Source organism: Cupriavidus sp. USMAA2-4 (assembly GCF_001854305.1).
GTDB lineage: Bacteria > Pseudomonadota > Gammaproteobacteria > Burkholderiales > Burkholderiaceae > Cupriavidus > Cupriavidus malaysiensis.
Map to the genome: position 1 here is coordinate 2,039,482 of NZ_CP017749.1, position 25,961 is coordinate 2,065,442.

Consider the following 25,961-nt stretch of genomic DNA (forward strand, 5'->3'; position numbering starts at 1 on the left):
CGCAGCGACCGCTTTGTGGCGGCCTGAAACCCGGGCGCGGCCGGTGGCGTTCGTATGTCGGTCCCTCAAGTGAAAATGCATGTCGCACGCCCTGCGCCACGTGATGGGTGTCCCTTCGGGAGCGACGAAGGGACAGGGTCGCCGCAAAGTCGAGGCGCTACAGCGATCGCACGTGGATCGTGTGGAGCGGGCATCGGCGTTGTATAGGGTGGTGGCGCATTGCCCGCCTGAGGCGGTTGGGCAGAACCTGCCCGGGTCTGGATGCATGCGTCCCTGTTCTTCGGTGCCGACGAGAGTCAGCCTTGCCCAGGCTAACCGACCTTCGTCTACGGAGTCCAGGACCGTCCAAATGCCTGCCGGTATTGCGCTGGCGTAAGCGCTGTCAGATCCTTGAACATCCGCCGCATCCCGGAGTCACTGCTGAAGCCGAGTTCCGCGCTGATCGTACTGGCCGGCGCAGAGGTATGAATCAAGCGCTCGCTGACTTGATTGAGCTTTATCCTGCGCACATAGCTTGCGACCGGCAAGCCAGTCGCGGCAACAACTCTCCGGGCCAGGGTTCGCTCTGTCATATTCAGTTCCTGAGCCAGGCGGCTGACCGTTGCTTCAGTGGCAGAAATCTGTTCCGTGATCCTGTGCAGCTCGCGCAGTAGCCGATCCGGCTGCTCGATGAGACTCATCATCTGAAAGGCATGGTGAGTACGCTCGGGTCGCGGCAAGACCATGAGCTTCGTCAGGTCCCGATAGGCTTCCTTGCTAAGCCGCGTTTCTATGAACGTCTGCGCGATCGGCAGATAACCGTTGATCCCTGACGCGGTCGCGGTACGCGAGTTGTAGGCAATTGTTCGTTCGGTTTGCCAAACGGCTTTTGGGTACTGTTCCCGCACCATGTCGGCCAGCCACCATGTGATGGTGGCTTTTTGCCCATTCAGCCTGCCCGTGGCGGCAGCCAGGCAGACACCGGTGCAGTAGCTCCACATCATCACGCTTTCTTGCAGGCCGGCCAATACCGTAATCATGTCTGCATTCTTCGCCAAGGCGCTGGCTATCTGCCCGGAAGATTCAGCCCACAACCCGGGTATCAGTATTGCATCGAGACAGGCCTCTTGAGCCGATAATCCGGCTTTCAGCGAATGGCCGTGAGCGCATTCGACAACGCCCGCCTGGGCCGCTACAAACATCGGCTCGAAGAGAACCGTCCCGGCCCGGCGGTTCGCCGCATGAACAAGATCCGCGAACGCGAATAACCCGGCCGGCATGCATTCCGGGTACAGCAGCAAACCGATGCGGCAAGGAGTCGGCGGAGGCATGGCAGAAAACAGTCGTTTTATGTCAATTCTCGCCATTCCAGGCGAGTGGCGCGCAGCACACAATGAACTCCTCCCATCAGGACGGATAGATCATGAAAATAACGCAGCTCCGCAATGCCACGGTCGTCGTCGAGATTGGTGCCCACAGAATCCTGGTTGATCCGATGCTGGCACCCAAAGGCGCAATGCCGCCACTGAGGCTCCTCGGCCAGCGAGAGCGTAATCCCCTCATTGATTTGCCGCCGGTGACCGATTCGTTACTGGAAACGGTGACGCATTGCCTGATTACGCATTGCCAGAAAGGGCATTTCGACCATCTCGACCGCGTGGGCAAGCACTGGCTACGCAGCAGGAAAATTCCCGTTATCTGTACGCCGCATGACGCGAAGCATCTTCGTCAACGCGGCTTAAACGTGAGTCCACTGGCGGAGAATCATCATGATCCGCAGCCATTCCTCGGCGGGAGAATCAGGACGATGGCTTGCAAGCATGGGAAAGGCATGGTTGGACTGTTGATGGAGCACGGCGTCGGCTACTTGATCGAGATGCCGGGGGAGCCCAGCCTGTATCTCTCCGGCGATACCATTTTTACACCTGCAATTCGTGAATTCATCGCGTGGCATCGGCCCAAGGTTTCCCTGATTCCAGCCGGAGGCGCCAGGTTCGACGTCGGGCATGAAATCATCATGGGCATGGAAGGCGTGATTGAATTCACCAAGGCCCTGAAAGGCGTAGTAGTTGCCAATCATCTGGAAGCGCTGAGTCATTGCCCCGTACAACGGGCGGAACTAAGGGCCGCTGCAGCCCTGGCAGGCGTAGGCGATCGGCTGCGGATTCCCGCGGATGGGGAGGCATTGGAATTCGATCCTCTGAGCTAGGAGGCAGCACGAAAATGCTCGATGGTCTGGCCCGCATTCACCGCGCGTCGCAGCCAGTCTGGTAGCTCACCGTCACCGTCCCAGGTATGGCCTTGTGCGTCCCTGAAGCGAATACGCCCACCCTGCTCGGCCTCAATGGGTGACGACACCCAGCATCCCGCAGCCTGGAGATCAGCCAGATGCAATCCAAATCGAGCCATTTGCGTCTTGATCCAGAGAATTGCCTCCGCGCGTTCGCGCAGCAGTTGAACTTCGGAGTTGAGGGGGAGGGCACGGAGCATACACGCCGGCGGAATGACCGCGGATCAGTTGAGCGTCGAAGGCAAGCGCCAGACCAGTATTCCAGCAGCTGTGGCTGGCAACTCAGGGCTGAACGCGACGCACATTCTAGCCTAAGAAGGACATCCCCGAGCCAGGGAAACGCTGATCAATGAGGTCGGCGTATCATGGCATGCCGCTGGACCGGGTGGCCACATTCTGCGCGGCGACCGATGGTGCGTCTGCCGCCATGCCAAAACCTCACTTCGGGGCATAAGACTATTGCGCATGGTCGAAACCGGTGCTGACAATTACTGATATTCGGCTATCAGGAGCCATATGCACGCCCGGCGCAATCCCCAGGCAATTGGTGCAGTCGCCTTCTGAACGGCAGCGGCGCATCGGGATAATTTCTCTGCCCCATTGCGCAGGGATGCGAACTAATCGATCTATTGTCAGCGGCCAAATCAATTGCCGGTCTTCAGGCGTCGCATGAGCCAGTTCGCGGTGAACTCGAAGTGCTCTCGCATGTTCGATTCGGCCGTGTGCCCATCATCCCCAAAGACCAGTTGCGTCACATTGAAGCCAAGCGCGGCAAGAGCTGTAGGCTCGTCTCTGGAAACGAGATCTTCACGGGCGCCGTTCACCATGAGGATGGGTTTGCGCAACTGCGCCGCGGTTGGCATCTTCAATTGACGTGAGAGTTGGAACGCTTCGTAGTATTCGCACATCGTCTGACGAGGTGTCGTCCGCGGATTCATGTTGGCAAATACAGTGTAGGGAGCGACGATCCATGCAGGCGCTTTCTCGCAATGCACTTGTCCGAAGCTCGCATCGCTGGGGCCACCTATATTGACAATCGCTCGGTAGAGGTCGTTTCGCAGCCCGCCAAGTGTTCCCAGATAGCCCCCCATGCTCCAGCCGTACACTGCCACTCGGCTTGTGTCCAGGTCGCTGCGAGTCTTGATGTAGTCTGCAATCGTGTCAAGCATCGCAGAGGACTCCGGACGAAATCCCAATTGATTCTCCCCGGTGTCCGGATTTTCCACAATGAGGGTTGCAAAACCGCGACCCATGAAGTAGTCGCTGTGCCGGATCATCTCCGTCTTCAGGTTGTCCAGGCCGCCGAGAATGACCAGAACCGGCGGCTTCTCATTGCTGCCGCCTTGCCTCGGCAGTGCACGGAAGTAGCCGACGAATTCCTTTTCGCCAGACTTGAATGTTATTCGCTGGAGCGGTTTTCCCAGGACCGCGTAGGCTCGTTCGGTCGCCTGCAGGTCTGCCGCGGGGATCTGCTTGGGTAGCCGATTCATCCGCAGATAGAAAGCGGCCTTCTTGTAAGCGGCCGACGCGGACGCATTGTCGCCCCGCTCCTCGGCCGCGCGGGCTTGTTCCAGATGCATCTGAGCGGCCTTGCTAAAAGTCGCTTGCCAGGTCGGTTCCAACGGTCCTGCATGTTGCGGCAGAGTTCCAACCACGTCATCGAATGTGCTTGGCTCTATGCCGGCATCCTCGAGCCACCAACAGATGTTGAACTTGAACGAAGGATGCATGCGAGCGATGCCCCCCGGATACTCCGCCTGTCCTTTCCTGCAGAACTCGGCCATGCTGTCCGCGGCCCTCGCTGAGGGGATGCCCTGTGCAGCGGATTCGCGCGGCACAACCGCAGCAAGAAGGACGGCTCCAAGCAGCGTCAAGAGATTCGAGATCAATTTGTCCGTCATAGTCTTTCCTTTTTGCGGTTCGGCGGCTCCCCCCAAGAACCAGGGCGATGGAGAGGTCTACCTGGCGTTACCGGGGCGACGCACTGGGTAGCCAGCCATTGCGGCGATACCAAGCGACCGTATCGGCAAGGGTTTGCTCGATGGGGCGAAATTTCAGTTGAAGTTTCTGCTCGCTCTTCGTGTGAATGAAATGACTGCGTCCCGCCTCCTTGCGCATCAGCCTCACCGTCGCCAAGCTGAGCAAGATGGGTTTGCCGCTGATCTTTGCGTAGACTTCCTGTGCTGCCGCCAGGAAATACAGAAGCAGGAAAGGCAAGTTGTTTGTGGGCGTCTTGATGCCCGCGATCTTCCCCAGCAAGGGAACCAATTCCTGCATCGTCATGTGGCGGCCAGCAGCCAGATAGCGTTCGCCGCGCTGACCGCGCTCTGCAGCTGAAATCTGCGCCCTCGCTACATCACGAGCATCGACAAGCGAGAAGCTCCCTGGCAGCAATCCAGGCAATTTCCCAAGCACCACATCGTTGACAAATTGTCCTGACGAAGTCGGGCCGATATCGGCGGGCCCCCACATCCACCCAGGCAAGACAAAGCTCGCATGCATGTCCGGATGCGTTTCAAGAAAGGCCGATACGACTTGATCGGCCAGTATCTTGCTTCGGTAATAGTCGTCGTCAGCATCTGCCAGATCACGCAGGCAGGTCTCGTCGATGGGCATGCCCGGTTCGCCGTTCAGCACCGCGATGGACGAGGTCTGAACGAAGCGCCGGATGCCGGCCTCGTATGCCCGCTCGATAAGCTGCCGCGTGCCATCCACATTGATGCGTTTGAGCGCTTTCCAGTGGCTGCCGCCCTTGAAGTTGTCGCGAAAGAATGCGGCGGTGTGGAACACGACGTCACATCCCTGGAGGGCTGCGGAGAAAGCGGGTACATCCGCCATGTCGCCCAGCACCAATTCAACGCCTTTCAGTCCCGCGAACTGTTGCATACCTTTGGTCTCCGAGCGGACGAGCGCCTTGACGGAGACGCCGCGTGCGACCAGCTCACGCACAAGGTTGTTGCCGAGAAGGCCTGTGGCGCCGGTGACGAACGCGCGCCGTGGGCTGCTGAGTTTTTCCATATCGACTGAACTTCAAAAATCACATGAATTTTCAATATACATCCGGCAGGTTGAAATATCAAGTGACATCCGGAATGGCGTTTGACTTCGGTCCAGATGCACCGCCCGACGGCCGACATCCGAATTTCATGTGATATCTTTCCCGGCATGAGCACTACGACAGCAAGAAGGCGCCTGACCCGCGAAGAAAGCCAGGCGCAAACTCGCGAGCGTCTGATCAACGCTGCACAGTACTTGTTCGTGTCGAACGGGTATGGGGGTGCATCGATCCGTGACATCGCGAACAACGCGGGCTATTCCCAAGGCGCTTTTTATTCAAACTTCTCGAGCAAGGAGGACATCCTGCTAGAGTTGCTGCGGCGGCACATGGAAGCAGAAGCGCTGCAGCTGTCCACGGTCATGGGCAACAACGCGCAGCAGCTCGAGCAAATACTGGCCGAACTGGAAGCCTGGGCTTCTACGCTCAATCAAGATGCTGACTGGTGCATGCTTTCCATCGAACTGCAGTTGCATGCCAAACGCAGCCCGACGTTCGCTGCCGAGTACCAGAAGGTATGGGGCAAGCACCGGTCCGAGATCGGTAGCGTAATCAGCCTGTTGTTTGAGAAGCTCGGGCGCCCGGCCCCTGCCTCGCCGGACGAACTAGCTGCTGCCTTCATGGCACTTTCGCATGGGCTGGCGCTGCAAAGGACCACCGATCGCCTGGATCCGCCGGGGCGGCTGATCATGGTGTTCCTACGTGGATTGATCGCAAGTGCGAAGTAGTCTCAAGAATTGAGAAATGCGTTCGTACTGGAGCGCGGGCACCGTGGACACGGCTGATGTGTATTAGTTATGACTCGATCTGACATGTGGCCGGACTGCTGAACCGGCATCCACCGATTCAATGAGGAACCGGTCGCCCTCCGGCTCGGCCGGGACAGCGCCTACTAGCTGCCAGACAGAGCCAGGATGCGCTTCGCCTGCTCGATGACGGGCCGGTCAACCATCTTTCCGTCGACCTGCACGGCGTGGCTGCCGGACGAGGTGGCCTCGATCACGCGCCGGGCCCAATCGGCCTGTTGCGCGGACGGACGGAAGCCCGCTTGCACGCCGGCCACCTGCGACGGGTGGATACACAGCTTGCCGGCGAAGCCGAGTTCCCGGGCGTAGGCGACGTCGTCAGCCAGAACGGTCTCATCCGTCAGCGCGGTGGTCACGCCGTCGACAGGCGGCGGCAGACGGGCGACGCGCGAGGCCAGCACGAGGCGGCTGCGTGCGTAGGCCAGTGCGTCACGGGTGTGCTCGCAGCCGAGGTCGACAGCGTAGTCGATGGAGCCGAACGCCAGCCGCGCCACGCCGGGCGCCGTGGCGATGGCGTCGGCCTGATGCAAGCCAATGGCGCTTTCAATGATCGCCACCAGTACGCCGTGCGGATTGATCCTGTGCAGCGCCTCGGCGATGCCGCCCAACGTCGCAGGTTGTTCGGCCTTGGGAACCATCAGCCCGGCCAGCGGCGTGCCGGCGGGCAGGGTGGCGAGCCACTCAAGGTCGGCATTGAAATAAGGCGAGGCGGTGTCATTGATCCGGACTAGGACATTCGCCACCTGCCCTGAAAGCTGCCTTGCCGCGAGCCACGAGGCGATTGCCACGCGGGCGGCGTCCTTGCCGTTGGGATGGACTGCATCCTCCAGGTCGAAGACTGTCACGTCGGCGCCGGTGGCAACGGCTTTGTCGAAGCGCTCGTGCCGGTTGCCCGGCACGAAGAGATAGGTGGTGGCGATGTTCATGGCGGTGCCTTTCAGCGGGCGGCAAGGTGGAACACGGAGCCTTCGTGCTCGTCGTCCTGCTCGATCATGTGCGACGAGGCGCCGATGATCAGCGCCGGGCAGTACGGCCAACGGCGACGGCGTCGACGTGATGCAAGAAATGAAGACTATGGCTCGCCACGGAAGTCGTGGCGTACCGTTCGGGGCTCGCCATCGTCGAGAAGCGCTAGTTGTATCCCAAGAACGCGATGGCGGTCACGTCTTGCCGGTCATTCAAATTCTCCATCAGCACCTCGGTCGGTGTCCGTCTCCAGGAAATGGCCGTTGGATCGGGGTCTTTAACCGCAACCGGTGTGACCGCGTGGCAAGGCCGGGATACCAGCTCCAGCCTGTTTTCGCTGCCCAAGTGAGCTTCGACTAGGGGCATGGCTTCTCCTATTGCTGTGATTGCTGAATCTGTACTTCATCAATTCCCGCAAGTCTGTCGAAATCATTGCCGACTTGCTTCGAGCCGACACGGAACCCGCCTGATACGCAGTTGCAAGACTGTAGGCAGTCCTTGGCCGGTTCGTCACGGCGCAGTTAACACGAGTCGGCTAATTGAGGATATGGAGCAGGAAGTGCTGGCGCCAGACTTGACTCGATAACGACGCGCCGCCATCGCGTCAACTCGGCCTCCACTTTTGCTGCGAGCGCCTCCGGACTGCTTGGCTCCGCCGTCGCACCGTAACTTTCAAAACCCGCAATGACGTCTGGGTCTCGCAAGACTTCGTTCAATACCTGATTCAGCTCATCCACCTGAGCGGAGGGAGTGCCAGCGGGCGCGAACAGTGCGTACCATTGTGTCAATTGCACGCCGGAAATCCCCGCTTCAGCCAGGGTAGGAACATCCGGCAAACAAGTGAGGCGTTGCGGACCGGCAACCGAAAGCGCATGAAGGCGCCCGGCACGTAGCGGCCGATACGCAGTCAGCAGGCTGGAAAACATCACCTGTGCGTGCCCTTCGATGGTGGACGCAATTGCCGGAGCAGCGCCGTCAAAGGTGAGAGAGCGCATTGATGTGCCAGTGGCAAGCTGGAAGAGTTCTGCAGCGAAATGAGGCGGTGTGCCGTCGCCTGCGGACGCGTAGCGCAGACCCTGTGGCTCTTGTTTCAAGCGGGCGATCAGAGCCTCTACGTCAGCCGGCACGTTCGACGGATTTGCCACCAGCAATATCGGAGATGACCCAATGAGACCTATCGGCGCGAAGCTGCGGAGGGGATCGTACCCGACCTTCTGAAGGGCGGGATTCATCGCGTGTGTTCCCACGTAGCCAAGGAGCAACGTATGTCCATCGGGGACCGCCCGCGCAACATACTCGCAGGCTATCCCTCCGTTCGCTCCGGCCCGGTTATCGATGACCACCTCTTGTCCGAGCAGACGCCCGATGCGGGGAGCGATGAGGTGAGCCACAGCGTCATTGCCACCGCCTGCGCGTGTAGGAAGGATGATCTGCAAAGGCTTCGCGCGCGATCCCACCGAAGCCTTTGCCATTGGCGCGGGCCGGGAGAAAACGTAGTCGGGCAGATGGAGTTCACCAGCCATGATTTTTCGGGCCGTTCGAACAAGCGCTGCTCGAGTTACTTTCGTGGCACCACCTTCGCCCTCCAGTTCGACTTCGACTTCGATCCGCCCAGCGGGATGAAGCACCACGAGGGCATGTCGGCCAGCGTGCCTTTCGTTTTGGCTCGCGACGGTACCCGGCAATGCGAAGGCGCTGGCCACGCCGATCGCTCCTGTAACGGCATGAGAGGCATGGCACTTGCGCGGAGTGAAGTAGCGCGATGTGATGCTATCGCGCGAGTCGCCCGGGCTGACCAGCACTGGCTTCGGAATGACGCTGTCAGACACATCGCCGAGGCCCATCAGCAGGCCGGCTTGCAATCGCAGCGTCTCCAGTCGCGCCAGCAATGCTGCATCGCTGTCGAGCGTGGCCGGTGCTTCACGGCCGCTGACGCCCAGGTCGCAGGCCCGGACAATCATCAGCGGCATGGCCGCGTCGATGCAAGTCACCTCGATGCCATCGATCACATCGATGCGTTTTCCCGTTGGGAATACTTGGCCTGTCACGGCACCCCAGGCATCCAGAAAATCAAGCAAGATCGGCGCGCCGGTTCCAGCGACACCGTCGATGCGGGTGTCACCGTCATAGGTTATCCGGCCATCCGGCGTACGTACGGTCACGTCAATTCGAGCGCCAGTATTGACGTTATGCACGCGTATGCGAGTCGTGTCGCGCTCGACCTTGACGAGACCCTGCTCGATGGCGAAAGGCGCGACGCCTGACAGCATGTTGCCGCAGTTGGGGCGTGTATCCACCGAGCAATTGCCGACTCCTACCTGAACAAAAAGATAGTCCAGGTCACAATCCGGCTGCGTGGACCGTGACACAATGGCCACCTTGCTGTTAAGCGTGCTGCCTCCTCCAACGCCGTCAAGTTGCAAGGGATCCGATGCTCCGATCGCGCCAATCAACGCCTGGTCACGCTCCTCGTCGCTTTCCGGTAGCCATTCGCGCAGGAAAAACGGTCCGCGAGAAGTGCCGGCGCGCATCAGGACACAGGGAATAGTTTTACTCATCTCAGTCCGCCTTCAACTTCGCCGCCTGCACGACCGCCTTCCATTTCACTTGCTCCTGTTGCATAAAGATCTGCATTTGATTCGGCGTCATTGTCGCGACCTCCGCGCCCTGGCCTTCCAGGCGTTGAACGACGCTTTTCTCCGCCAGCGCTTGGTTGAGCGTCTTGTTTAACGCCTCTATGATCGGCGCCGGGGTATTGGCAGGTGCGAAGATCCCATACCACTGCGAAACGTCGACATCATTGATGCCCTGCTCTTTTAGTGTGGGGACGTCTGGCATCAATGCGGAACGCTTGCTGCCCGCGATGCCAACCGCCTTAAGCTTGCCCCCCTTTACATAAGGGATGGCCGTAAAAAGACTTGGAAACATCACTTGTGTCTGGCCTGCTATGGTGTCGTTGATCGCAGGTGCAGACCCCTTGTACGGAACATGAAGCATGTCGGTGCCCGTGGAGAGTTTGAACATCTCGGCGGCAAAGTGCGGGGCGGTCCCATTGCCAGCGGATGCGTAGCTGACCTTGCTTGGCGTCGCCTTCAGCAGAGCCACGACGGCCTTCGCATCGTTCGCCTTCACCCCGGGATTGAGGACCATCACCGTCGCCGACGACCCGACCATGCCGACCGGCACGAAGTCCTTAACGGGGTCATAGCGCAGGCGCTGCAGTGCGGGATTCATCGCATGGGTGGCGACGTATCCAAGCAGGAGCGTGTAACCGTCGGGCGGGGCCCGCATGACGAACTCGCTGGCAATTGCGCCGTTGGCGCCGGCTTTGTTGTCGACCACAACGGTCTGTTTGAGAATTGACGACATGGCTTGCGCAACCACACGTGCAATGGCGTCGTTGGCGCCTCCTGCGGCAGTGGGCACGACCAACGTGATTCGCTTGTCCGGGAAGGCGCTCCAGGCACCGGGGCTGGCCATGGCGGCCGCGACGGCGAGACTGCCAAGGACAAGTCGTTGGGTAAACCGCATCTGTCTGCTCCTATTGGATATTGTTCGATCTAGGGCCTCTCCGCCCGCAAACGTATCGTCATACTTTTCCGGTTCCCATGGAATTGCATAATTGAGAACGGTTGATGCACACTATGGATCAGTGACGACGACGCGAGGCACAGCGATGACCATCAATTTCAACCTCAACGACTTGCAGGCATTCCGTGCAGTTGCCGAACTGAACAACTTCCGGAAGGCAGCCGATACGCTGCATATTTCGCAGCCGGCCTTCAGTCGCCGAATCGAAAAGCTGGAAGAGGCACTGGGTGTCCGCTTGCTGGATCGCACCACGCGAAGCGTCAGCCTTACATCGGTGGGGCGGGAGTTCGACCGCAAGCTACAACAGATTCTGGATGACCTGGACCAGACACTGCTTAGCATACGGGGGGTAACGACCACACGCATGGGGGAAGTGACGATCGCCTGCGTGCCTTCAACGGTCTATTACTTTTTGTCGCAGGTCATCTCGCGCTATCACGAGCGCTATCCGAAGATTCGCGTCAAGCTTCTTGACGCCAGCGCGAACGAGGTCTTGTCCGCAGTATCGTGCGGTGAAGCGGACTTCGGACTCAATTTCGTTGGCAACCAGGAGCCGGAAATCGAGTTTCGCCCCCTTCTTGAAGAGAGGTTCGTGGCGGCATGCCGGCGCGACCATCCGCTCGCCAAGCATCGGCGCGTCAAATGGGCAGACCTGGCCGAGTATGACTATATTTCTGTGAGCAAGGCATCCGGCAACCGGCTACTGCTGGACCAGGCGCTATCCAACGTATCCGGCCTCCCATACAGCATCTATGAGACGCAGCACGTCACAACAATGCTGGGACTAGTCGAAGCCGGGCTCGGCGTTGCGGCTGTGCCTTCGATTGCCATGCCTGGTCCGGACCATCCGCTACTCGTAAGCGTTCCGCTGACCGATCCCGTCATTACACGCAATATTGGACTCATCCATCGGAGGGGCCGTTCGTTGACGCCTGCGGCACAGCAACTCTATGATTTCCTCAGCGAAATGAAATCAACCCGGGGCAAGCGCGGCAGTCGCCGCGCATAGATACGAGCAGCCGCACACTGATTCAGAGCGGCGACGGGCCGGCGGTGACCACGGACGGCGCATCGCCGGCCTCCAGTTTTTCCTCCGTGAATGGGTAGTTCGAAGTCAACTCGCGCTTCAGTACGTCACGATCGCAAGCCTTTTCCCACATCGAAACCACGATACAGGCGACGACGTTACTGATCGTACTCGTCAGGGCGCGAGCCTCGGACATGAAGCGGTCAATGCCCACGATAAGCGCGACGCCGGCAACGGGAAGGTCGGGCATGACGGTCAGTGTCGCTACCAATGCCACGAATCCGCTCCCGGTTACCCCCGCTGCGCCCTTTGACGTCAGCAACATGATGCCGAGCATGGCAGCAATCTGATGCCAGGTCAGGTGGATGTCGCACGCCTGGGCAATAAACATCGATGCAAGCGTCAGATAGATAGCAGTGCCGTCCAGGTTGAAGGAGTACCCTGTCGGAAGTACCAACCCGACGACGCCCTTCTTGCAGCCCAGGCGCTCGAGCTTCAACAACAACCGAGGCAGCACCGGCTCGCTTGACGATGTACCGAGAACGACAAGCAGTTCTTCCTTGATATAGCGCAGCAACTGCCAAAGCCGGAACCCATGCAGGCGACACAGGAGACCGAGTACCACTACGACGAAGAAGGAACAGGCAACATAGAACGTCCCGATGAGGAGCCCCAAAGAACCAATCGACTTGATTCCATAGCGTCCGACCGTGAAAGCCATCGCCCCGAAAGCCCCGATGGGTGCCACCCGCATGATGACGCCAAAGACGGCGAAAAGCATGTGGGAAAAGCCGTCGATGGTGTCCAGTACGGGACGGGCCGCGGACCCGATGCGTGTAAGGCCGAAACCGCACAACACCGCGAGCAACAGGACAGGCAGGACCTCACCTTGCGCGAACGCCCCGACGAACGCATTCGGGATGATGTGCAATGCAAAGTCGGAAAAGCCTTGGATATGGATGTCGTTGGCAAAGCGCGCCGCAACGCTCGCGTCGAGTTGCTTCGGGTCGATGTGCATACCTGTGCCGGGCTGCATCAGAAACACCGTGACGAGACCGGTCAGCAAGGCAATGATGGTCAGTGCATAAAATAACCCCATCGACTTCAGCAGAGTCTTTCCGATCTCCTTGGTATCGCTAAGCGACGTAATACCGGTCACGATCGTACAGAACACGACCGGCGCGATCATCATCTTGACCAGCTTGACGAACCCATCGCCGAGCGGTTTGAGGGATGCACCGATATCCGGCCAGTAGTGACCGACAGTGATGCCGAGCATCAGTCCGATGAGTACCTGGACGTATAAATGCTTGAATAGGCTCCGTAGTTTCACAACGGTGTCTCCTTATTTTGGTGCGACCGGCATGAGAGTTGCCGGAATCTTCGCCAGGCGGGTTGATCTTTCAACGCCGGCTTGCAAGCACGCGGTCGACCATCACGCCAGCCTGCCCCAGGTTATTGGCGGGGTCGCACATCGCCTCGAGTTGAGATCGTGTGACATGTCCGCGGATTTCCGGGTGAGTCGCGAGTATGTCGATCAATGGCCGGTTTTCGTCGATGGCCTTGCGGCATAGGTCATAGACCAGGTCATGCGCATATTCCCGGCCGATGTACGGGCCCAACCCCATCATCACCGCTTCGGACATCACCAGCCCGTTGGTCATATCGATGTTGGTGCGCATGCGGTCGGCGTCCACTTCAAGCCCTTGCAGGACAAATTTCGCCTGTTTCAATGCGCCGGAGATCAAGCAGAAGATCTCTGGCAACGACACCCATTCAATTTCCCATGGCCCGGTGGAGCGCTCATGGTCGGCGACCATCGCATCCATCAGGGCCGCTGCGTGCTGTCGCGCCACTGCAATGTTCGCGTGGATGTATAGGCACGAAATCGGGTTGCGCTTCTGCGGCATGGTGGACGACGAGCCGCGCCCGGGCGCGAATGGTTCGAATACCTCCGCGACCTCCGTCTGCATCATCAGCTTTACATCCATGGCAATCTTGCCAAGCGATCCACCGACGAGACCCAGGAAGGCGCCAACCTCGGCTACGGTGTCGCGTACCGTATGCCAGGAGATGAGCGGCTGCGCCAGACCCAGCTCCTTCATCAGCGCGGCTTGCGTCTCCATCGCGCCTGTCTGCAGAGAAGAAAGCGTACCGGAGGCGCCGCCGAACTCTCCCATCAGTACACGCGGCTTGAGCTGCTGCAACCGCTCGCGGTGACGGTCAATGCCAGCCAGGATGCTGGCCATCTTGTAGCCGAACGTAATCGGCGTGGCTTGCTGCAAGTTAGAACGGCCGATGACCGGTGTGTCCCGATATGTCTTCGCTAGCTTAGCGAGCGCTCCCGCAATGTCGTCCAGATCCGCCTCGATCAGTGCGAGACCCTCACGCATTTGCAGCACCGCCGCGGTGTCAGTGATGTCCTGGGTCGTGGCTCCCCAGTGACAGAACTCGCCGAGGCCGTCTCGGCAGTTCTGATTGATCTGGTTGACCACGGCGATGATTGGATAGCCGATTTGCTCGGTTTTGGCTTTGAGCTTTACCCAGTCAATCTGCGAAAGTTCGCAGTTGCGTACGATTTCGTCAGCGGCCTCTTTCGGGATGATACCGAGTTCGCCCTGCACCTTTGCCAGGGCGCGCTCGATGTCAAGGTACTTGGCGGTCCGGTTCTCGTCCGACCACACCTCGCGCATGCGCGCATCACTGAACATGTCGCCAAAGATGCGCGAGTCAATAATTGTGGAAGCCATAATGTTCTACCTCTGCTTGATCTTGTCGAATGGGTCGACGGATGGAGTCGGATTCACACCGCATTGTCCGAACGCAGTGCCGTAATCTCGTGGGGGGCGTATCCGAGTTCCGCAAGAATGGAGTCGGTGTGTTGACCAAGGGCAGGGATCGGGTCCATACGCGGCCCTTCGTTCCAGGTGCCCGGCGGCAGCAGGGCCGGCAGCGTGCCCCGGGGCGATCCAACCTCGGTCCAGCGGCACCGCGCTTTGAGCTGCGGATGTTCCCAGACCCCGTTCATATCGTTGACACGGGCATTGGCAATCTGCGCGATTTCCAGCCGCTCCACCACCTGCGCGCCGGTCAGGGAAGCGAAGGCGTCCACGATAATCTGCCGCAAGGCTGTGCGCGCAGCCACCCGCTTCGGGTTGGAGGTGAACCGCGGATCCTCGACAAGTTCGGGCTGCTGCAATACTTTCAGGCAGAAGCTCGCCCACTCCCGTTCATTCTGCAGACCCAGCATCACCGTGACGCCGTCGCCTGCAGGAAAAGGACCATACGGATAGATCGTGGCGTGACTTGCGCCAGTGCGCGGCGGCGGCTCTGCGCCGTCGAACGCATAGTAAAGCGGGTAGCTTGTCCACTCCGCCAGCGATTCAAGCATCGAGATATCGATACGCTGACCGCGCCCGGTCCGACCACGCTGGAGCAGCGCGGCCAGAATATTGCTGTAGGCATACATGCCCGCGGCAATATCGGCGATGGACGGTCCAGCCTTGCAGGGCTCCTCGGGGGTTCCTGTCACCGAGACGAAGCCGGCCTCGCTTTGAATCAGCAGATCATAGGCCTTCTTGTCCCGATAGGGGCCTGGATTGACCGGGTCATCGCCGTAGCCGGAAATGTCGCAGACAATCAATTCCGGCTTGACTGAGGAGAGCCTCTCATAGCCCAGTCCCAAGCGGGCGGCCGCACCGGGAGCGAGATTCTGCACCACGACGTCCGCCTTATTCATGATGAGACGCTCGAGCACGCCAGCCGCCGCCGGATGCTTGACGTCCAGCGTCAAGCTCTCCTTCGAACGATTGGTCCAGACGAAATGCGACGCCAAGCCGCGCACCCGTTCGTCGTATCCGCGAGCGAAGTCGCCCACGCCCGGCCTTTCGATCTTGATGACACGGGCGCCTAGATCGGCTAGCTGACGGGTCGCGAACGGCGCCGCGATAGCATGCTCGAAGGTAACGACGGTGATGTCTTTAAGTGGTTGCATCGTGAGAATCCGGGAGGAAGATCAGCGCAAGACGGCAGTGGCGTCCATGGTCAGCCATCCTTCATGGTCCGACGCCCAAAGATGAATGGTCTTGCCGTCAGCCTGAGGCTGCCCATTGACGTGGAAGGGGTGCAGGTCGAATGTCGGACGCACTGCGCGAAAGCGGAAGCTCGCCACGTCAGCTTGCGGCAGCTCGCGCCGAAGCAGGTCCAGCAACAGCGTCGCGATAAGGGGTCCGTGTACGATGAGGCCCGGGTATCCTTCCACTTCGGTCACATAGCGGCGGTCATAGTGAATGCGGTGGCCATTGAATGTCAGCGCCGAATAGCGGAACAGCAGTACATCGTCCGGTACGATTCGGCGCCGCCAGGCCGCATCAGAAGGTGCCGCCTGGGGTATGGCGGCAACATCACCCGATGGCTGTGCCTCGCGATAGACGATGTCATGAAACTCCACGAGCGAGGGCTCAAGGAGCCCTTCGGCGCACACCTCATGACGGACCTTGACGAAGACCAGCTTGCCGGTCCTGCCTTCCTTGGTCGAGACGTCATCGATGGTCGAGGTGCGCACAACGCGGTCGCCTACACGAAGCGGAGCACGAAATTCAAACTGGCCACCAGCCCACATGCGGCGTGGCAAAGGCACGGGAGGCAGGAAGCCACCACGCTTGGCATGACCATCCGCACCGATCTCGCTCTGTCGGTGCATGGGAAGAAAGTAGAGCCAATGCCACAGCGGGGGCAATGGCGTACCAGTCGGCTGCGGTGCAGCCGGATAGTCCAGCGTAGCCCGCAGAGCAGTCACGGGAACCGCGGTAATCGTATCTTCGTGCTGCTCCCTGCGTCCGATCCATGTCCGCGGGTCCACTGCCTGTTCGTTCATTCCTCTCTCCTCGCTGTCCGTGCCAGACCGACACCTGCATGCGAATGGATTCTGGTCTCCTCGCGCAAGGGAGGGAATTGCATAATTCCTATGGATTGATCATTCGGGTGCATGAGTCGCGCGCCCGCCTTCTCGCGCGTGATCGTTGACTCCTCTTCTGTTCGCGCGGTTGGGGCGGGCCAAAACTGGACCGAACCCCACCGATCGCACGCGACCCGGTTCCAGGCACCACGTCGCCACCGACGCTGACGGCACGCCGATCACGGTCATCCTGACCGGCGCAAACCGTAACGACGTTACCCAGCTCATGCCTCTGATCGAGGCCATTGCCGCTATCCGGGGTCGGCGAGGCCGGCCCTTGCGCAAGCCAGGCCGGGTCTATGCCGACCGCGCATACGACCACGACAAATATCGTCGACCTCGGGCTTCCTCAAGCTGGCCGGTTGCCTCATCTGCTGGCGCACCCTTCAGCGTGACGAGACTTCATCTTGAAATGGGTTCTCAGAAGCGGTGCCGCAAGCCGATACCGCCACCGACCTTGCTGCCCTTGACGCCCATGAAGGAAGGACGCGCGTAACCGCCATGGATGCGGTTGAAGTCCACCTCAGCGTAGACATCGGTGCGCTTCGACAGGTTGTAGTCAGCAACACCCGTGACCATGATGCGGCTGCCTTCGGCGTTGCGCTGGCGATCGTAGTGTGACGCTACGGATAGTGTCAGGGCTCGAGTCGCGGATACCGCGAAGCCGCCTGTAAAGACGTCATTGCGTGTCGGGCTCACGTCAAATCGGTTGTTGAGGTAGCCAAATGTCAATTTGACGATTCCCCACTGGTAGTTGCCGCCCAGTCCCCATACCTTTCGCGCCTCGGGAGTTGTCAACGCGTTGGCCTGTTGCCAGAAGGCGCCGACGTCGACCGGACCTCTCGTGTAGCCAAGCGAGATCCCGTAACTGGAACTGCGCTTCGTCTGGCCAGGCACTTCGCCGAAGGTATAGTGAGCGCCTGTCGACAGCGCCCCCCATTGCCCAAAGAACTTGGCCATGTTGTCTTGGCGCGGACCCGTATAGCCGTTGATGATAGTGACGGCGTCCAGATTTGGATGTCCGTTCGGCTGAAAGCGACCTGCTGCATCGTAGGCCGTCGTAAATTGACGCCCGAACGTCAGTCTGCCTGCCCCCTCCTTACTCAGACCCACCCACGCTTGCCGCCCGAACAGGCGCCCTTGTCCGCCCGTGCCCTGCTGCCCATAGTTGGCGGTCGCCGTACCTTGTGACGATACGCCTGTCGTTGGGTCGAAGCCGCTTTCCAGATTGAAGATGGCGGACAGCCCCTCACCGAGCGCCTCGCTGCCGCGCATGCCCCAGCGCGATCCGTTGAAATATCCGTCGCTCAGTTCTGCAAGGTGCTTGTCCCCGGCATTGTTATTGGAGTACCGGATGGTGGTATCGATGATGCCGTAGAGATTGACACCAGACGAGGCTTGGGCCTGCGCTGCCCCGCTGATGGCGACTCCCAAGGCAACTCCGGTTGCCAGGTCTTTGTACGTCCAGGTTCTATGCGGTTGCCTGATGCGCATTCGATCTCCTCCAGATGGTTCTTGTTGATATTTCGCCGTTGTGTGCCAACTCACCAGAGTTGGCCGGCGAGCGGGAGGCAGTTTGGGTGAGGCTGCAAAGGTGCGGAATTGCGATATTTGGAGGAATTGATGCAGGCGGTGCATCATTTGGGGATGAGCACACGGGCGTGGTCAGCGTGCTCCAAGCCCAGCTCGGGCGCGAAGCTGCACGTGCGATGGTCGATGCAGGCCGAGCCGTTGTCCGTCAGGCATTCGGTGGGCTGCGCGGTATCGAAGCGCTGCTCGACGGCGGCCAGCATCACGTCTCACACCACGTCGCCGCTATGCCCGCCGGCCGTCGCGGCCCGCTGCTGGTGCGGCGTGGGCCGGCGCAGGAACGCGCGGTGGGCAAGGGCGTCCTCGGTTGCCAGCGACGACAGCGCCTTGCCGCGCTCGACGACCGCCCACGAGAGGAGGCGCTCGGCTTCCCGGCGTTATGCGCGCGCGGTTTCGGTCGATTCGTGCAAGGTCAGCCAGGCGCGCAGGACGGCTAGCAGGGCGGCGTCGGGAAAGTCGACCGTGATCAAGAAGCTCCGCATGGGACGCACCGCAAGTGATGAGAGGTGCGCTCGCCGACCGCGCCGCAGCCCCCCTTGAAATCGTCCTGCCCAATTGCTATTTTAGTTTCGCTCAGGCAGTCGCGTCGTTGCGCGCTGCGTGTTTCTGTTTGTTTGCCAGCAGCTTGGCGGGTGGATGGGAGCGCGTAGGCCCCGTCGCCTCCTTGCTGCATCGAAGGAGGATACGACCATGAGTGACCTTTTCTCGGGAGCCGACCTCTTCAGCGAACTCGACCGCATGCAAAGACAGATGGCGAGTTTGTTCGGTGGCTTCCCTTCCAGCCTTCGTACCGGACGCTTCGGCGCCTTTCCACCCGTCAATATCGGCTCCACGGACGACTCCATCGAGATCGTCGCATTCGCACCGGGCATCAAGCAAGACAAGCTCGAGGTGTCGATCGACAAGGGCTTGTTGACCATCAGCGGCGAGCGCGAAGCGGCGTATCACGGGTGCGATCCGGAAGCACGGCTATACGCGCAAGAGCGGTTTGCCGGCGCGTTCCGACGCGTGATCGAGTTGCCGCAAGGCGCCGATCCCGACAAGGTGCAGGCGCGCTACGCCAACGGCTGCTTGTCCATCCGTGTTGGCAAGCGTGAGTCCTCAAAGCCGCGGGCAATCGCGATCCAGTAATGCCAGGAGACTGCCATGACCGATAGTACCGAAGTCGCCAAGCGCGACCCGAACGCGCTGGCACAACGCGAGGAAGACCGGTCGACGCCGACCATGACACTGCTCCCCGCGGTCGACATCATCGAGGACCGCAGTGGCGTCACCCTCTGGGCCGATCTGCCAGGCGTGACCAAGGACAAGCTCGAGGTGCATGTCCACGACGGCAACCTCAATATCGAGGCAGAGGCGGTCGTGCCGATGCCGCCCGGGCTGCGTGTGCAACATGCAGAGATCCGTCAGCCGCACTTCGCGCGTGCGTTCTCGCTGAGTCCCGACCTCGATGCGGCGAAGATCGAGGCGAACCTGCAGGACGGGGTATTGAAGCTGACGATTCCGCGTCGCGACGAAGCCCGTCCGCGCCGCATTGAAGTCACCGTGGCGTGATGTCCTTCAGCGAGGGGTGACGTTGCGGAGCTGGCGACGGTGGCGTCCCGTTCATGCGCAGTATTCCGCTGCCGGATGGCCTCGATCTGGACCATGTCGATGCCCGATTCGAACGAGGCCTGCTAACCCTGCGCCTACCCAAGTCAGGTGCGCAGCCACCCCCCGTCAGGAGAATCGAGGTCAAGTAAGCGGCTCGGAAATTCTAGGAACCTGAAGGGAATGCCTTGCGCAATTGACGGCGACGTATGGTCGGCTTGTCAACAGTCAGGCATCCCGGCAGATCCGTGAACGAAGCGAAGGAGGTAACGATGGAATTCGATTCTGATTGGCTTACGCTGGGTAGACATCGGTTGAGGCTCAGGTGTGTACGCGGATTTCCTACCGAGAAGACACGGGCAGTGGCGGAACTGGCGAGGATCGCCATCGATAACAACCTGAGTGCGGCGGCCCGACTAGTCGAAGTCTCCGTTACTGGTCCAGGGGAAAACGCTTACACGATCACCGTTGGCACGACCTTCGCAAAGGACAGGGATGTGACCCCGCATCTTGAGCTGGCGCTGGCCACGATGCTAGGCATTCCGGCTGACCACCTCAATATGGAGGTGGAAGTCATCAGCCAGGCGGAAGTGGATACACATTTTGGTGTGTATGAACGATGCTTGGCAGAGAAGCTTGGCATCGTGTTGCCCATTCAGTGAGAAGCCGATGGACACGGCCAAATCCGCTTTGGCATCACCGGAGGTGGAGTACTGAAAGGGAGCGCGAGGCGTGCGGGCCGTGGTGAACGCAGCCAAGCTCACGGGGAATTTCCGAGTTGGGAAGCAATGGTCGCTTGAGCAGCATGAGTCAGGTCATCGGAATCGATCCGGGTACCACGAGGCCGTCGATCATCGCCTGGATGGACGAGGGTGAGATCCTCGCCGGCGCGCCGCCAAGCGGCAGGCCGTGACGAATCCCGAGCACACGCTGTCTGCCGTCAGACGGCTGATCGGCCGCCGCCACGAGGACAAGGCAGTACAGAAGGACATCGGCCCGGTCCCCTTCGCGATCTTCAAGGCTGGCAAGGCATGGTCAAAGCGCGCTTTGGGTGCGAGCCGCGCAAGCACGTCAATCCCGATGAGGCGGTGCCAGCGGGCGCTGCGATCCGGGGCGCGATGCTCACCGGTGACCGCAAGGAACTGATGATTCGTTAGCCTGATGATTCGTTAGCCAAGACGGCGAGGAAACCGAGATGGAAACAGTAAAAAGACTGCTGAGTGACAGTGCGATTACCATAAAGGTAAGAGTTGAGCTGATTGCAGCGAAAGGTCTCGATTCCACTGGCATCAAAGTCAGCACCAACAATGGCGTGGTGCATCTTGGAGGCAAGGTGAAGAATGATAACGATCACCTGGCAGCACTTAAGGCGGCCGTATCGGTGACGGGGGTCGACACCGTGGATGATGAGATGCAGGTTGGCGGGTAGCTGGCAGAACCGCGGCCGGCATCGATCCCCCCATTGTTGCAATAGGCCGAGGCAGGTGGATTTCAGCTCAGTTCGTTTTACCCTTCGAGTTTTGACTGTCGGCGATCAATTGTGGCTTGGCTCAGCGATTGGCCTCCAGCGGCCGAATCCCGGGCAGGCCGTGCCTTGTTTAACGGAACGACTGGACGAACAGAAGCAGACGCCATCCCCGTTGACGTCAACCAGCGAAGACATGAGCAAGGCGGAACCGGCCCGGGCCGAAGCCGCCGCCGAGGACGATGTGGCGGCCCGCATCGCTGCCATCAAGCTCTCCAGCGCTTGAAGACGAGGCTGGCGTTCACGCCGCCGAAGCCGAAACCGTTGGCCATCGCGTGAACGATCGGCAGGTGCCGCGGCGCATCACGCACGATGTCCAGGCCCTCGGCGAGTGCATCCGGCTGTTCGAGGTTCAGCGTCATCGGGACGACCTGATCGCGCAAGGCCAGGGCGGTGAAGATCGCCGCTACGCCACCGGCCGCGCCCAGCAAGTGGCCCGTCGCCGACTTGGTGGCGGTGATGGCAAGTGGGACGCCGACGCCGAACAGGTCGCGCACCGCGGCCAATTCGCCCAGGTCGCCGACCGGCGTGGAGGTCGCGTGAGCGTTGAGATGCTGCAGGTCGGACGGAGTCAGGCCGGCCTGCGTCAGCGCCGTCTGCATCGAGCGTCGCGCGCCGCTGCCGTCTTCGGGGCCGGAGGTAATGTGAAACGCATCGGCGCTGGTGCCATATCCAATGAGTTCGACCAGGGGGGAGGCGCCGCGCGCAAGCGCGTGCTCGAGCGATTCGATCACCAGCATGCCGGCGCCTTCGCCCATCACGAAACCGTCGCGGGCCCGGTCGAAGGGTCGCGATGCGCGGGTGGGGGTGTCATTGAAGCCGGTGGACAAGGTCTTCGCTGCGGCGAAGGCGCCCAGGCTGACGCGATCGATCGCGGCCTCGGCGCCACCGCACACCGCGATGTCGGCCTCGCCGCAGCGGATCAGCCGCGCCGCGTCACCGATGGCCTGGATGCTCGCGGCACAAGCCGTCACCGGGGCACCCATCGGCCCCTTCAGGCCGTGCCGGATCGACACGTGGCCCGCGGCAAGGTTGACGAGGAACGAGGGGATCGTGAACGGCGACAGACGCTTCGGTCCGCGCATCTCGGTGGTGAGCACCGCGCCTGCAATCGCCGGAAATCCACCGATGCCCGACGCGATGACCGTGGCGGTGCGCCGCTGGGACGCTTCGTCGGCCGGAGCCCATTGGGCCTGCGCGAGTGCCTCCTGTGCGGCGGCGAGCGCGAAGGCGATGAAGCGGTCGATCTTGCGCTGGTCCTTGGCCGACACGAAGCGGTCGATGTCGAAGCCGCCGCACCCATCCTCGTGCACATCGGGCACCACACCGCCCACGCGGGCCGCGATGTCCGCCGTCATCGAATCCGGTAGCCGGCGCAAGCCCGACTGGCCGGCCAGCAGCCGCTGCCACGCCAGCTCGACCCCGCAACCCAGCGGCGAGACCATTCCCATCCCGGTGACGACGATTCGGCGGTTCGCAGTGGGCGTGATGTGCATGGTTTCTGTCCTGGTCGATCTATTGATGATGATCGACATCATACAGTATTGAGTATGATTGTCATCAACACGCAATGCCATGCGCACGAAAGGATCTTCATGAAAGTCTCGAAAACGCAGGTGGCCGAGAACCGCCTGGCCATCCTGCAGGCCGCGGCCCGGCTGTACCGCGAGCGCGGTTTCACCGGCGTGGGAGTGGCCGACATCACACGCGAGGCCGGGCTCACCCACGGCGGGTTGTACCGGCACTTCGAATCGAAGGACGCCCTGGCGGCCGAGGCCGCGGAATACGCGTTCGAGTGGAAACTCTCCGAGCTGGAGACGCCGGATGCCGATGCGAACACCGACGCCGACGGGTTCCTTCGAACCGGAGTCGCGAATTACCTGTCGGCACAGCATCGCGACAGCGTCGGGCAAGGCTGCCCGGTGGCCGCGCTCGCGGCAGACGCGGCACGCGAAACGGGCGCGACCGCAGACGCTTTCGCCCAAGGCATCGGGCGCTACATGACGCTATTCGCGCAGCGGAGGCCCGATGGCACCGAGGCTGCGCAGATCGAACCCGAGGACCGGGTTCGCGCAATTTCGATGCTGTCGACAATGGTGGGCGGATTGATCCTCGCCCGAGCCACCGCGCGGGGATTGCCCGAGCTATCGGACGAGATTCTCGCGACCTTGCGCGATCATCTTGCGGCCACATGGGACCTCGACAAATACAACCGCGATGGGTGCGACTAGCGCTGCAGATCCCGTTCGGCGGTGGGCACGCCGGTCGAGCGCAAGACGCGCTTCGTGGTGTCGTGTCGCGTGGACGGCTGCACGGCCCAAGATGCCCTGGAGGGCTTCACACGGCAAATGAAGCAGTTGCGGGCCTCTGCGCGAGAGTCTGACCTGCGATCGCGGTGCCGGCGACCAGGAGATCGCCGGTCTTCTCGCCATCTGCTAGGCCAGGGCGCTCATGGCATTTTCGAGTTTCGCCGTCAGTGTCAACGCTGCCTCTTTATCGGCAGATGCGTCCAGGGGAGTTGAGATGGGAGCCCCGAATGTGACGCGAATCACCGGACGGCGAAATAAATGAATGAGCCGGATATGTTCCGGCCCTTCGTAATGCGCGGGAATAATTGTCGCCTTGGCATGCAAGGCGATAGTCGCAGCGCCGCGCTTTGCTTCGATTTGATCGCGGGTGCGCGTTCCCTTGGGAAATATGAGGACGCGTTTCCCCTGTTGTACGAGCGAGATAACCTGCTTGATGGCCGCAGTGGAAGGGCGGCCACGATCGATGGGAAACCCACCTCCGTTCCGGACAAACCAACCGATGACTGGATTGTCGAAGAGTTCCTTCTTGGCCATCTGATGCAAAGTAAACGGCAGGGCCGAATACCCGATCCATAGCGGATCTGCCCACCCGACGTGATTGCATACCACGATTTTCCCTTCCGGGCCGTACAAATTTTCAACGCCACTCACCGTGACCCGACCAAAACGCGACAGCACTACTTTCAGCACACGGATAAACAAAGATGGATTAGAAACGGACACGCGGCAAGTCTCCTGATGCGTCTTACACCCGAATTAGGTTCGCGACAGTGATTTTGCACCATCGGAGTCTCGGGCGGAACGGGCTTGTCCGGTGGAGTCGACGCCTTGAGGCGCTGGCGGCGATCCGTGTCGCGCCGCGCCTTGCGTGTGGCCTTCCGGGCCGAGGTCACGATCTCGTGCATCGGCCCGATCATGCGGAGCAGCGCGGATTCGTCCCCTGTTCACGCCCTTGCGGCCGTAATGTCGCCAGTGCCTGCCGCTGCTCCCGCAGGGTGACGGCCGGGGCGGCAAGGTTCGGCAGGGGATTCCCAGGCAATGCTGCCCCTGCTGTTCCAGCACCCGGATACGGCTGAGGCCGCCCGCCGCCCGCCGCCCGTTCAGCCGCGGACCCGGTGATACACGAAGCCGGCGTTCGTGCCACCGCCCCCGACCACGGCGATCTGGATATTGAGGTGTGCCATGGCCTCGAGATAGCGCGCATTGTGCAGGGCGCCGGTGATCAGCGGTGCGAACCCGGCGCTCGCCGCAAGCTCCGCCACGGTCGCGTTGGCCTGCGCGTCGTCCCCGGCGATGAACGCGGTCACGGCATGCCCGCCCCGATCGATGCGATCCGGCGTCATCACGTCGGCGAACACCGTGTTGAAGCACTTGACCAGACGGCTGCCCGGCAGCAGTCGATGGATTTCCCGTGCGGCGGAGCTGCCGGCGTCCAATGGGAGTGGCGACCAGTCGTCATTTAGCGCATTGGTCGGGTCCACCACGATCTTGCCCGCCAGCCGCCCGGCCAGCGGTGGCAATGCCGCGGCGCAGGCTTGATAGAGCATGGCGATGATGACGAGATCGCCATGCTCCGCAGCGTCTTCGAGCGCTGCCACGCGGTAGCTCGCGCCAGGGCGGGCCCTTGCTGCATCGCGCAGCCCGACCACCACCTCATGCCCGGCAGCCACCAGCAACTCGGCCAGGTTTCCCCCGAAGCTTCCACCACCCAGGAATGCGATTTTCACGGCTATATGCCTCACGGTTGATTGGGTGGCATCATTCTTCCGATTGTGGTTTCAATTTGCAATTAGGTACCTCAAGGTAACCATGTCGAAGAAGATCGAACTGCCCCCGGATGCGTTTCTCAAAGTCTGTCCGTCTCGCGCGGTGCTGTCGCGCATCGGGCAGAAGTGGACCGTATTGGCGATGGTCGCGTTGCAGGACGCACCGATGCGGTTCGGCGACATCCGGCGCCGCCTGGAGGGGGTCTCACAGAAGGTGCTGACCCAGACGCTGCGCGCGATGGAGCGTGATGGCCTGATCGAGCGTAACGTCTATGATGAACTGCCGCTGCGTGTCGAATACATGCTGAGTCCACTCGCGCACACGCTTCTTCCGCTTGTCGTCGCGCTCAAGGCCTGGGCGGAGGATGCGCTGGAAACGATCGAAGCGAACAACCGCGCCTTCGATCTGGCGGGCCCTAAATAAGGGGCGTTGACCGTTCGCCCTCGGCCGCGGCGCTGTGGAGATACGCCATGGCAAGCAGCCGGTCGCGCGGCCGGGTGAATGCCTGG

At 60.9% G+C, this 25,961-nt stretch carries 27 protein-coding genes and 5 pseudogenes; 14 read left to right on the forward strand and 18 right to left on the reverse strand.

The features are described 5' to 3' along the window. Positions 1–326: 326 nt before the first annotated feature. Entirely contained in the window at positions 327–1,310 is a 984-nt protein-coding gene (locus BKK79_RS29050; protein WP_071039537.1) for a GlxA family transcriptional regulator, read from the reverse strand. Positions 1,311–1,402: 92 nt separating this feature from the next. On the opposite strand from BKK79_RS29050, the gene BKK79_RS29055 reads away from it, so the two are divergent. Further along, a complete protein-coding gene (locus BKK79_RS29055; RefSeq protein WP_071039538.1) occupies positions 1,403–2,188 on the forward strand; it encodes an MBL fold metallo-hydrolase in 786 nt (261 codons plus the stop codon). On the opposite strand, the gene BKK79_RS39425 is transcribed toward BKK79_RS29055, so the two are convergent. From BKK79_RS39425 to BKK79_RS29065, 3 genes are all read right to left on the reverse strand, one after another. After that, positions 2,185–2,469, reverse strand: coding sequence for an H-NS family nucleoid-associated regulatory protein (locus BKK79_RS39425; RefSeq protein WP_083384681.1), 285 nt, complete (start codon positions 2,467–2,469; stop codon positions 2,185–2,187). The genes BKK79_RS29055 and BKK79_RS39425 overlap by 4 nt on opposite strands. A gap of 444 nt (positions 2,470–2,913) precedes the next feature. Further along, entirely contained in the window at positions 2,914–4,170 is a 1,257-nt protein-coding gene (locus BKK79_RS29060; RefSeq protein ID WP_071039539.1) for an alpha/beta hydrolase family protein, read from the reverse strand. Positions 4,171–4,237: 67 nt separating this feature from the next. Next, positions 4,238–5,287 (reverse strand): SDR family oxidoreductase, encoded by a 1,050-nt coding sequence (locus BKK79_RS29065; RefSeq protein WP_071039540.1) that lies wholly within the window; start codon positions 5,285–5,287, stop codon positions 4,238–4,240. A gap of 81 nt (positions 5,288–5,368) precedes the next feature. Here BKK79_RS29065 and BKK79_RS29070 point away from each other — a divergent pair, with 81 nt between their 5' ends. Beyond that, complete coding sequence (locus BKK79_RS29070; RefSeq protein WP_269466494.1) at positions 5,369–6,052, forward strand: TetR/AcrR family transcriptional regulator; 684 nt, start codon at positions 5,369–5,371, stop codon at positions 6,050–6,052. Positions 6,053–6,216: 164 nt separating this feature from the next. Here BKK79_RS29070 and BKK79_RS29075 read toward each other — a convergent pair whose 3' ends face one another. The 4 genes from BKK79_RS29075 to BKK79_RS29090 form a co-directional block, all read right to left on the reverse strand. Further along, on the reverse strand, positions 6,217–7,056 hold the full coding sequence (locus BKK79_RS29075) for an HpcH/HpaI aldolase/citrate lyase family protein (RefSeq protein WP_071039541.1): 840 nt from the start codon (positions 7,054–7,056) through the stop codon (positions 6,217–6,219). A 205-nt stretch (positions 7,057–7,261) separates the two neighbouring features. Then, positions 7,262–7,462, reverse strand: coding sequence for a hypothetical protein (locus BKK79_RS29080; protein WP_071039542.1), 201 nt, complete (start codon positions 7,460–7,462; stop codon positions 7,262–7,264). A 155-nt stretch (positions 7,463–7,617) separates the two neighbouring features. Then, the gene (locus BKK79_RS39430) at positions 7,618–9,654 is read right to left on the reverse strand and encodes a 4-oxalomesaconate tautomerase (RefSeq protein ID WP_084085297.1); all 2,037 of its coding nucleotides are present in this window, start codon (positions 9,652–9,654) and stop codon (positions 7,618–7,620) included. Position 9,655: 1 nt separating this feature from the next. Continuing rightward, on the reverse strand, positions 9,656–10,627 hold the full coding sequence (locus tag BKK79_RS29090) for a Bug family tripartite tricarboxylate transporter substrate binding protein (protein ID WP_071021646.1): 972 nt from the start codon (positions 10,625–10,627) through the stop codon (positions 9,656–9,658). 145 nt (positions 10,628–10,772) lie between these two features. Between BKK79_RS29090 and BKK79_RS29095 the strand changes: the two genes are divergently transcribed. After that, positions 10,773–11,696, forward strand: coding sequence for a LysR family transcriptional regulator (locus BKK79_RS29095; RefSeq protein ID WP_071021643.1), 924 nt, complete (start codon positions 10,773–10,775; stop codon positions 11,694–11,696). A gap of 22 nt (positions 11,697–11,718) precedes the next feature. On the opposite strand, the gene dctA is transcribed toward BKK79_RS29095, so the two are convergent. The 4 genes from dctA to BKK79_RS29115 form a co-directional block, all read right to left on the reverse strand. Then, on the reverse strand, positions 11,719–13,047 hold the full coding sequence (gene dctA / locus BKK79_RS29100) for a C4-dicarboxylate transporter DctA (protein WP_071021640.1): 1,329 nt from the start codon (positions 13,045–13,047) through the stop codon (positions 11,719–11,721). A gap of 70 nt (positions 13,048–13,117) precedes the next feature. Then, positions 13,118–14,464, reverse strand: coding sequence for a class-II fumarase/aspartase family protein (locus tag BKK79_RS29105; RefSeq protein WP_071021639.1), 1,347 nt, complete (start codon positions 14,462–14,464; stop codon positions 13,118–13,120). Between the two features lie 53 nt (positions 14,465–14,517). Further along, complete coding sequence (locus BKK79_RS29110; protein ID WP_071021636.1) at positions 14,518–15,708, reverse strand: CaiB/BaiF CoA transferase family protein; 1,191 nt, start codon at positions 15,706–15,708, stop codon at positions 14,518–14,520. Between the two features lie 21 nt (positions 15,709–15,729). Next, positions 15,730–16,590, reverse strand: coding sequence for an FAS1-like dehydratase domain-containing protein (locus tag BKK79_RS29115; protein ID WP_198173336.1), 861 nt, complete (start codon positions 16,588–16,590; stop codon positions 15,730–15,732). A 129-nt stretch (positions 16,591–16,719) separates the two neighbouring features. On the opposite strand from BKK79_RS29115, the pseudogene BKK79_RS39435 reads away from it, so the two are divergent. Next, positions 16,720–17,008 (forward strand): annotated as a pseudogene (locus tag BKK79_RS39435) (transposase); the annotation flags it as partial. A gap of 83 nt (positions 17,009–17,091) precedes the next feature. Here the strand turns inward: BKK79_RS39435 and BKK79_RS29120 are convergent. The 3 genes and pseudogenes from BKK79_RS29120 to BKK79_RS41720 all read right to left on the reverse strand — a co-directional run. Further along, on the reverse strand, positions 17,092–18,165 hold the full coding sequence (locus tag BKK79_RS29120) for a porin (protein WP_071039544.1): 1,074 nt from the start codon (positions 18,163–18,165) through the stop codon (positions 17,092–17,094). 154 nt (positions 18,166–18,319) lie between these two features. Further along, positions 18,320–18,509, reverse strand: a pseudogene (locus tag BKK79_RS39440) (IS3 family transposase); the annotation flags it as partial. 3 nt (positions 18,510–18,512) lie between these two features. Beyond that, positions 18,513–18,689 (reverse strand): annotated as a pseudogene (locus tag BKK79_RS41720) (integrase); the annotation flags it as partial. Between the two features lie 262 nt (positions 18,690–18,951). Between BKK79_RS41720 and BKK79_RS29125 the strand changes: the two are divergent. From BKK79_RS29125 to BKK79_RS29140, 7 genes and pseudogenes are all read left to right on the forward strand, one after another. Next, complete coding sequence (locus BKK79_RS29125) at positions 18,952–19,392, forward strand: Hsp20/alpha crystallin family protein (protein ID WP_071021628.1); 441 nt, start codon at positions 18,952–18,954, stop codon at positions 19,390–19,392. Between the two features lie 15 nt (positions 19,393–19,407). Continuing rightward, a complete protein-coding gene (locus BKK79_RS29130; protein ID WP_071021625.1) occupies positions 19,408–19,815 on the forward strand; it encodes an Hsp20/alpha crystallin family protein in 408 nt (135 codons plus the stop codon). Between the two features lie 53 nt (positions 19,816–19,868). Beyond that, complete coding sequence (locus BKK79_RS39445; protein ID WP_231908161.1) at positions 19,869–20,003, forward strand: Hsp20/alpha crystallin family protein; 135 nt, start codon at positions 19,869–19,871, stop codon at positions 20,001–20,003. Positions 20,004–20,123: 120 nt separating this feature from the next. Then, on the forward strand, positions 20,124–20,513 hold the full coding sequence (locus BKK79_RS29135) for a hypothetical protein (RefSeq protein ID WP_071021623.1): 390 nt from the start codon (positions 20,124–20,126) through the stop codon (positions 20,511–20,513). A 143-nt stretch (positions 20,514–20,656) separates the two neighbouring features. Beyond that, positions 20,657–20,886, forward strand: a pseudogene (locus BKK79_RS39450) (Hsp70 family protein); the annotation flags it as partial. After that, positions 20,883–21,008, forward strand: coding sequence for an Hsp70 family protein (locus BKK79_RS41725; protein WP_232346345.1), 126 nt, complete (start codon positions 20,883–20,885; stop codon positions 21,006–21,008). The pseudogene BKK79_RS39450 and the gene BKK79_RS41725, both read left to right, overlap by 4 nt. 38 nt (positions 21,009–21,046) lie before the next feature. Further along, positions 21,047–21,280: a BON domain-containing protein gene (locus tag BKK79_RS29140; protein ID WP_071039545.1), complete on the forward strand. Its 234-nt coding sequence runs from the start codon at positions 21,047–21,049 to the stop codon at positions 21,278–21,280. 302 nt (positions 21,281–21,582) lie between these two features. Here the strand turns inward: BKK79_RS29140 and fabF are convergent, their stop codons facing one another. Further along, on the reverse strand, positions 21,583–22,872 hold the full coding sequence (gene fabF / locus BKK79_RS29145) for a beta-ketoacyl-ACP synthase II (RefSeq protein ID WP_071039546.1): 1,290 nt from the start codon (positions 22,870–22,872) through the stop codon (positions 21,583–21,585). Between the two features lie 99 nt (positions 22,873–22,971). Here fabF and BKK79_RS29150 point away from each other — a divergent pair, with 99 nt between their 5' ends. Continuing rightward, positions 22,972–23,607, forward strand: coding sequence for a TetR/AcrR family transcriptional regulator (locus tag BKK79_RS29150; RefSeq protein ID WP_071040429.1), 636 nt, complete (start codon positions 22,972–22,974; stop codon positions 23,605–23,607). 9 nt (positions 23,608–23,616) lie between these two features. Next, positions 23,617–23,773: pseudogene (locus BKK79_RS42375) on the forward strand (IS30 family transposase); the annotation flags it as partial. Between the two features lie 38 nt (positions 23,774–23,811). On the opposite strand, the gene BKK79_RS39465 reads toward BKK79_RS42375, so the two are convergent. Both BKK79_RS39465 and BKK79_RS29155 read right to left on the reverse strand, forming a co-directional pair. Continuing rightward, entirely contained in the window at positions 23,812–24,408 is a 597-nt protein-coding gene (locus BKK79_RS39465; RefSeq protein ID WP_084085301.1) for a lysophospholipid acyltransferase family protein, read from the reverse strand. A 377-nt stretch (positions 24,409–24,785) separates the two neighbouring features. After that, the gene (locus BKK79_RS29155) at positions 24,786–25,412 is read right to left on the reverse strand and encodes an NADPH-dependent F420 reductase (RefSeq protein ID WP_071039547.1); all 627 of its coding nucleotides are present in this window, start codon (positions 25,410–25,412) and stop codon (positions 24,786–24,788) included. Positions 25,413–25,494: 82 nt separating this feature from the next. Between BKK79_RS29155 and BKK79_RS29160 the strand changes: the two genes are divergently transcribed. Continuing rightward, positions 25,495–25,875: a winged helix-turn-helix transcriptional regulator gene (locus BKK79_RS29160; RefSeq protein ID WP_071039548.1), complete on the forward strand. Its 381-nt coding sequence runs from the start codon at positions 25,495–25,497 to the stop codon at positions 25,873–25,875. Positions 25,876–25,961: the final 86 nt, after the last annotated feature.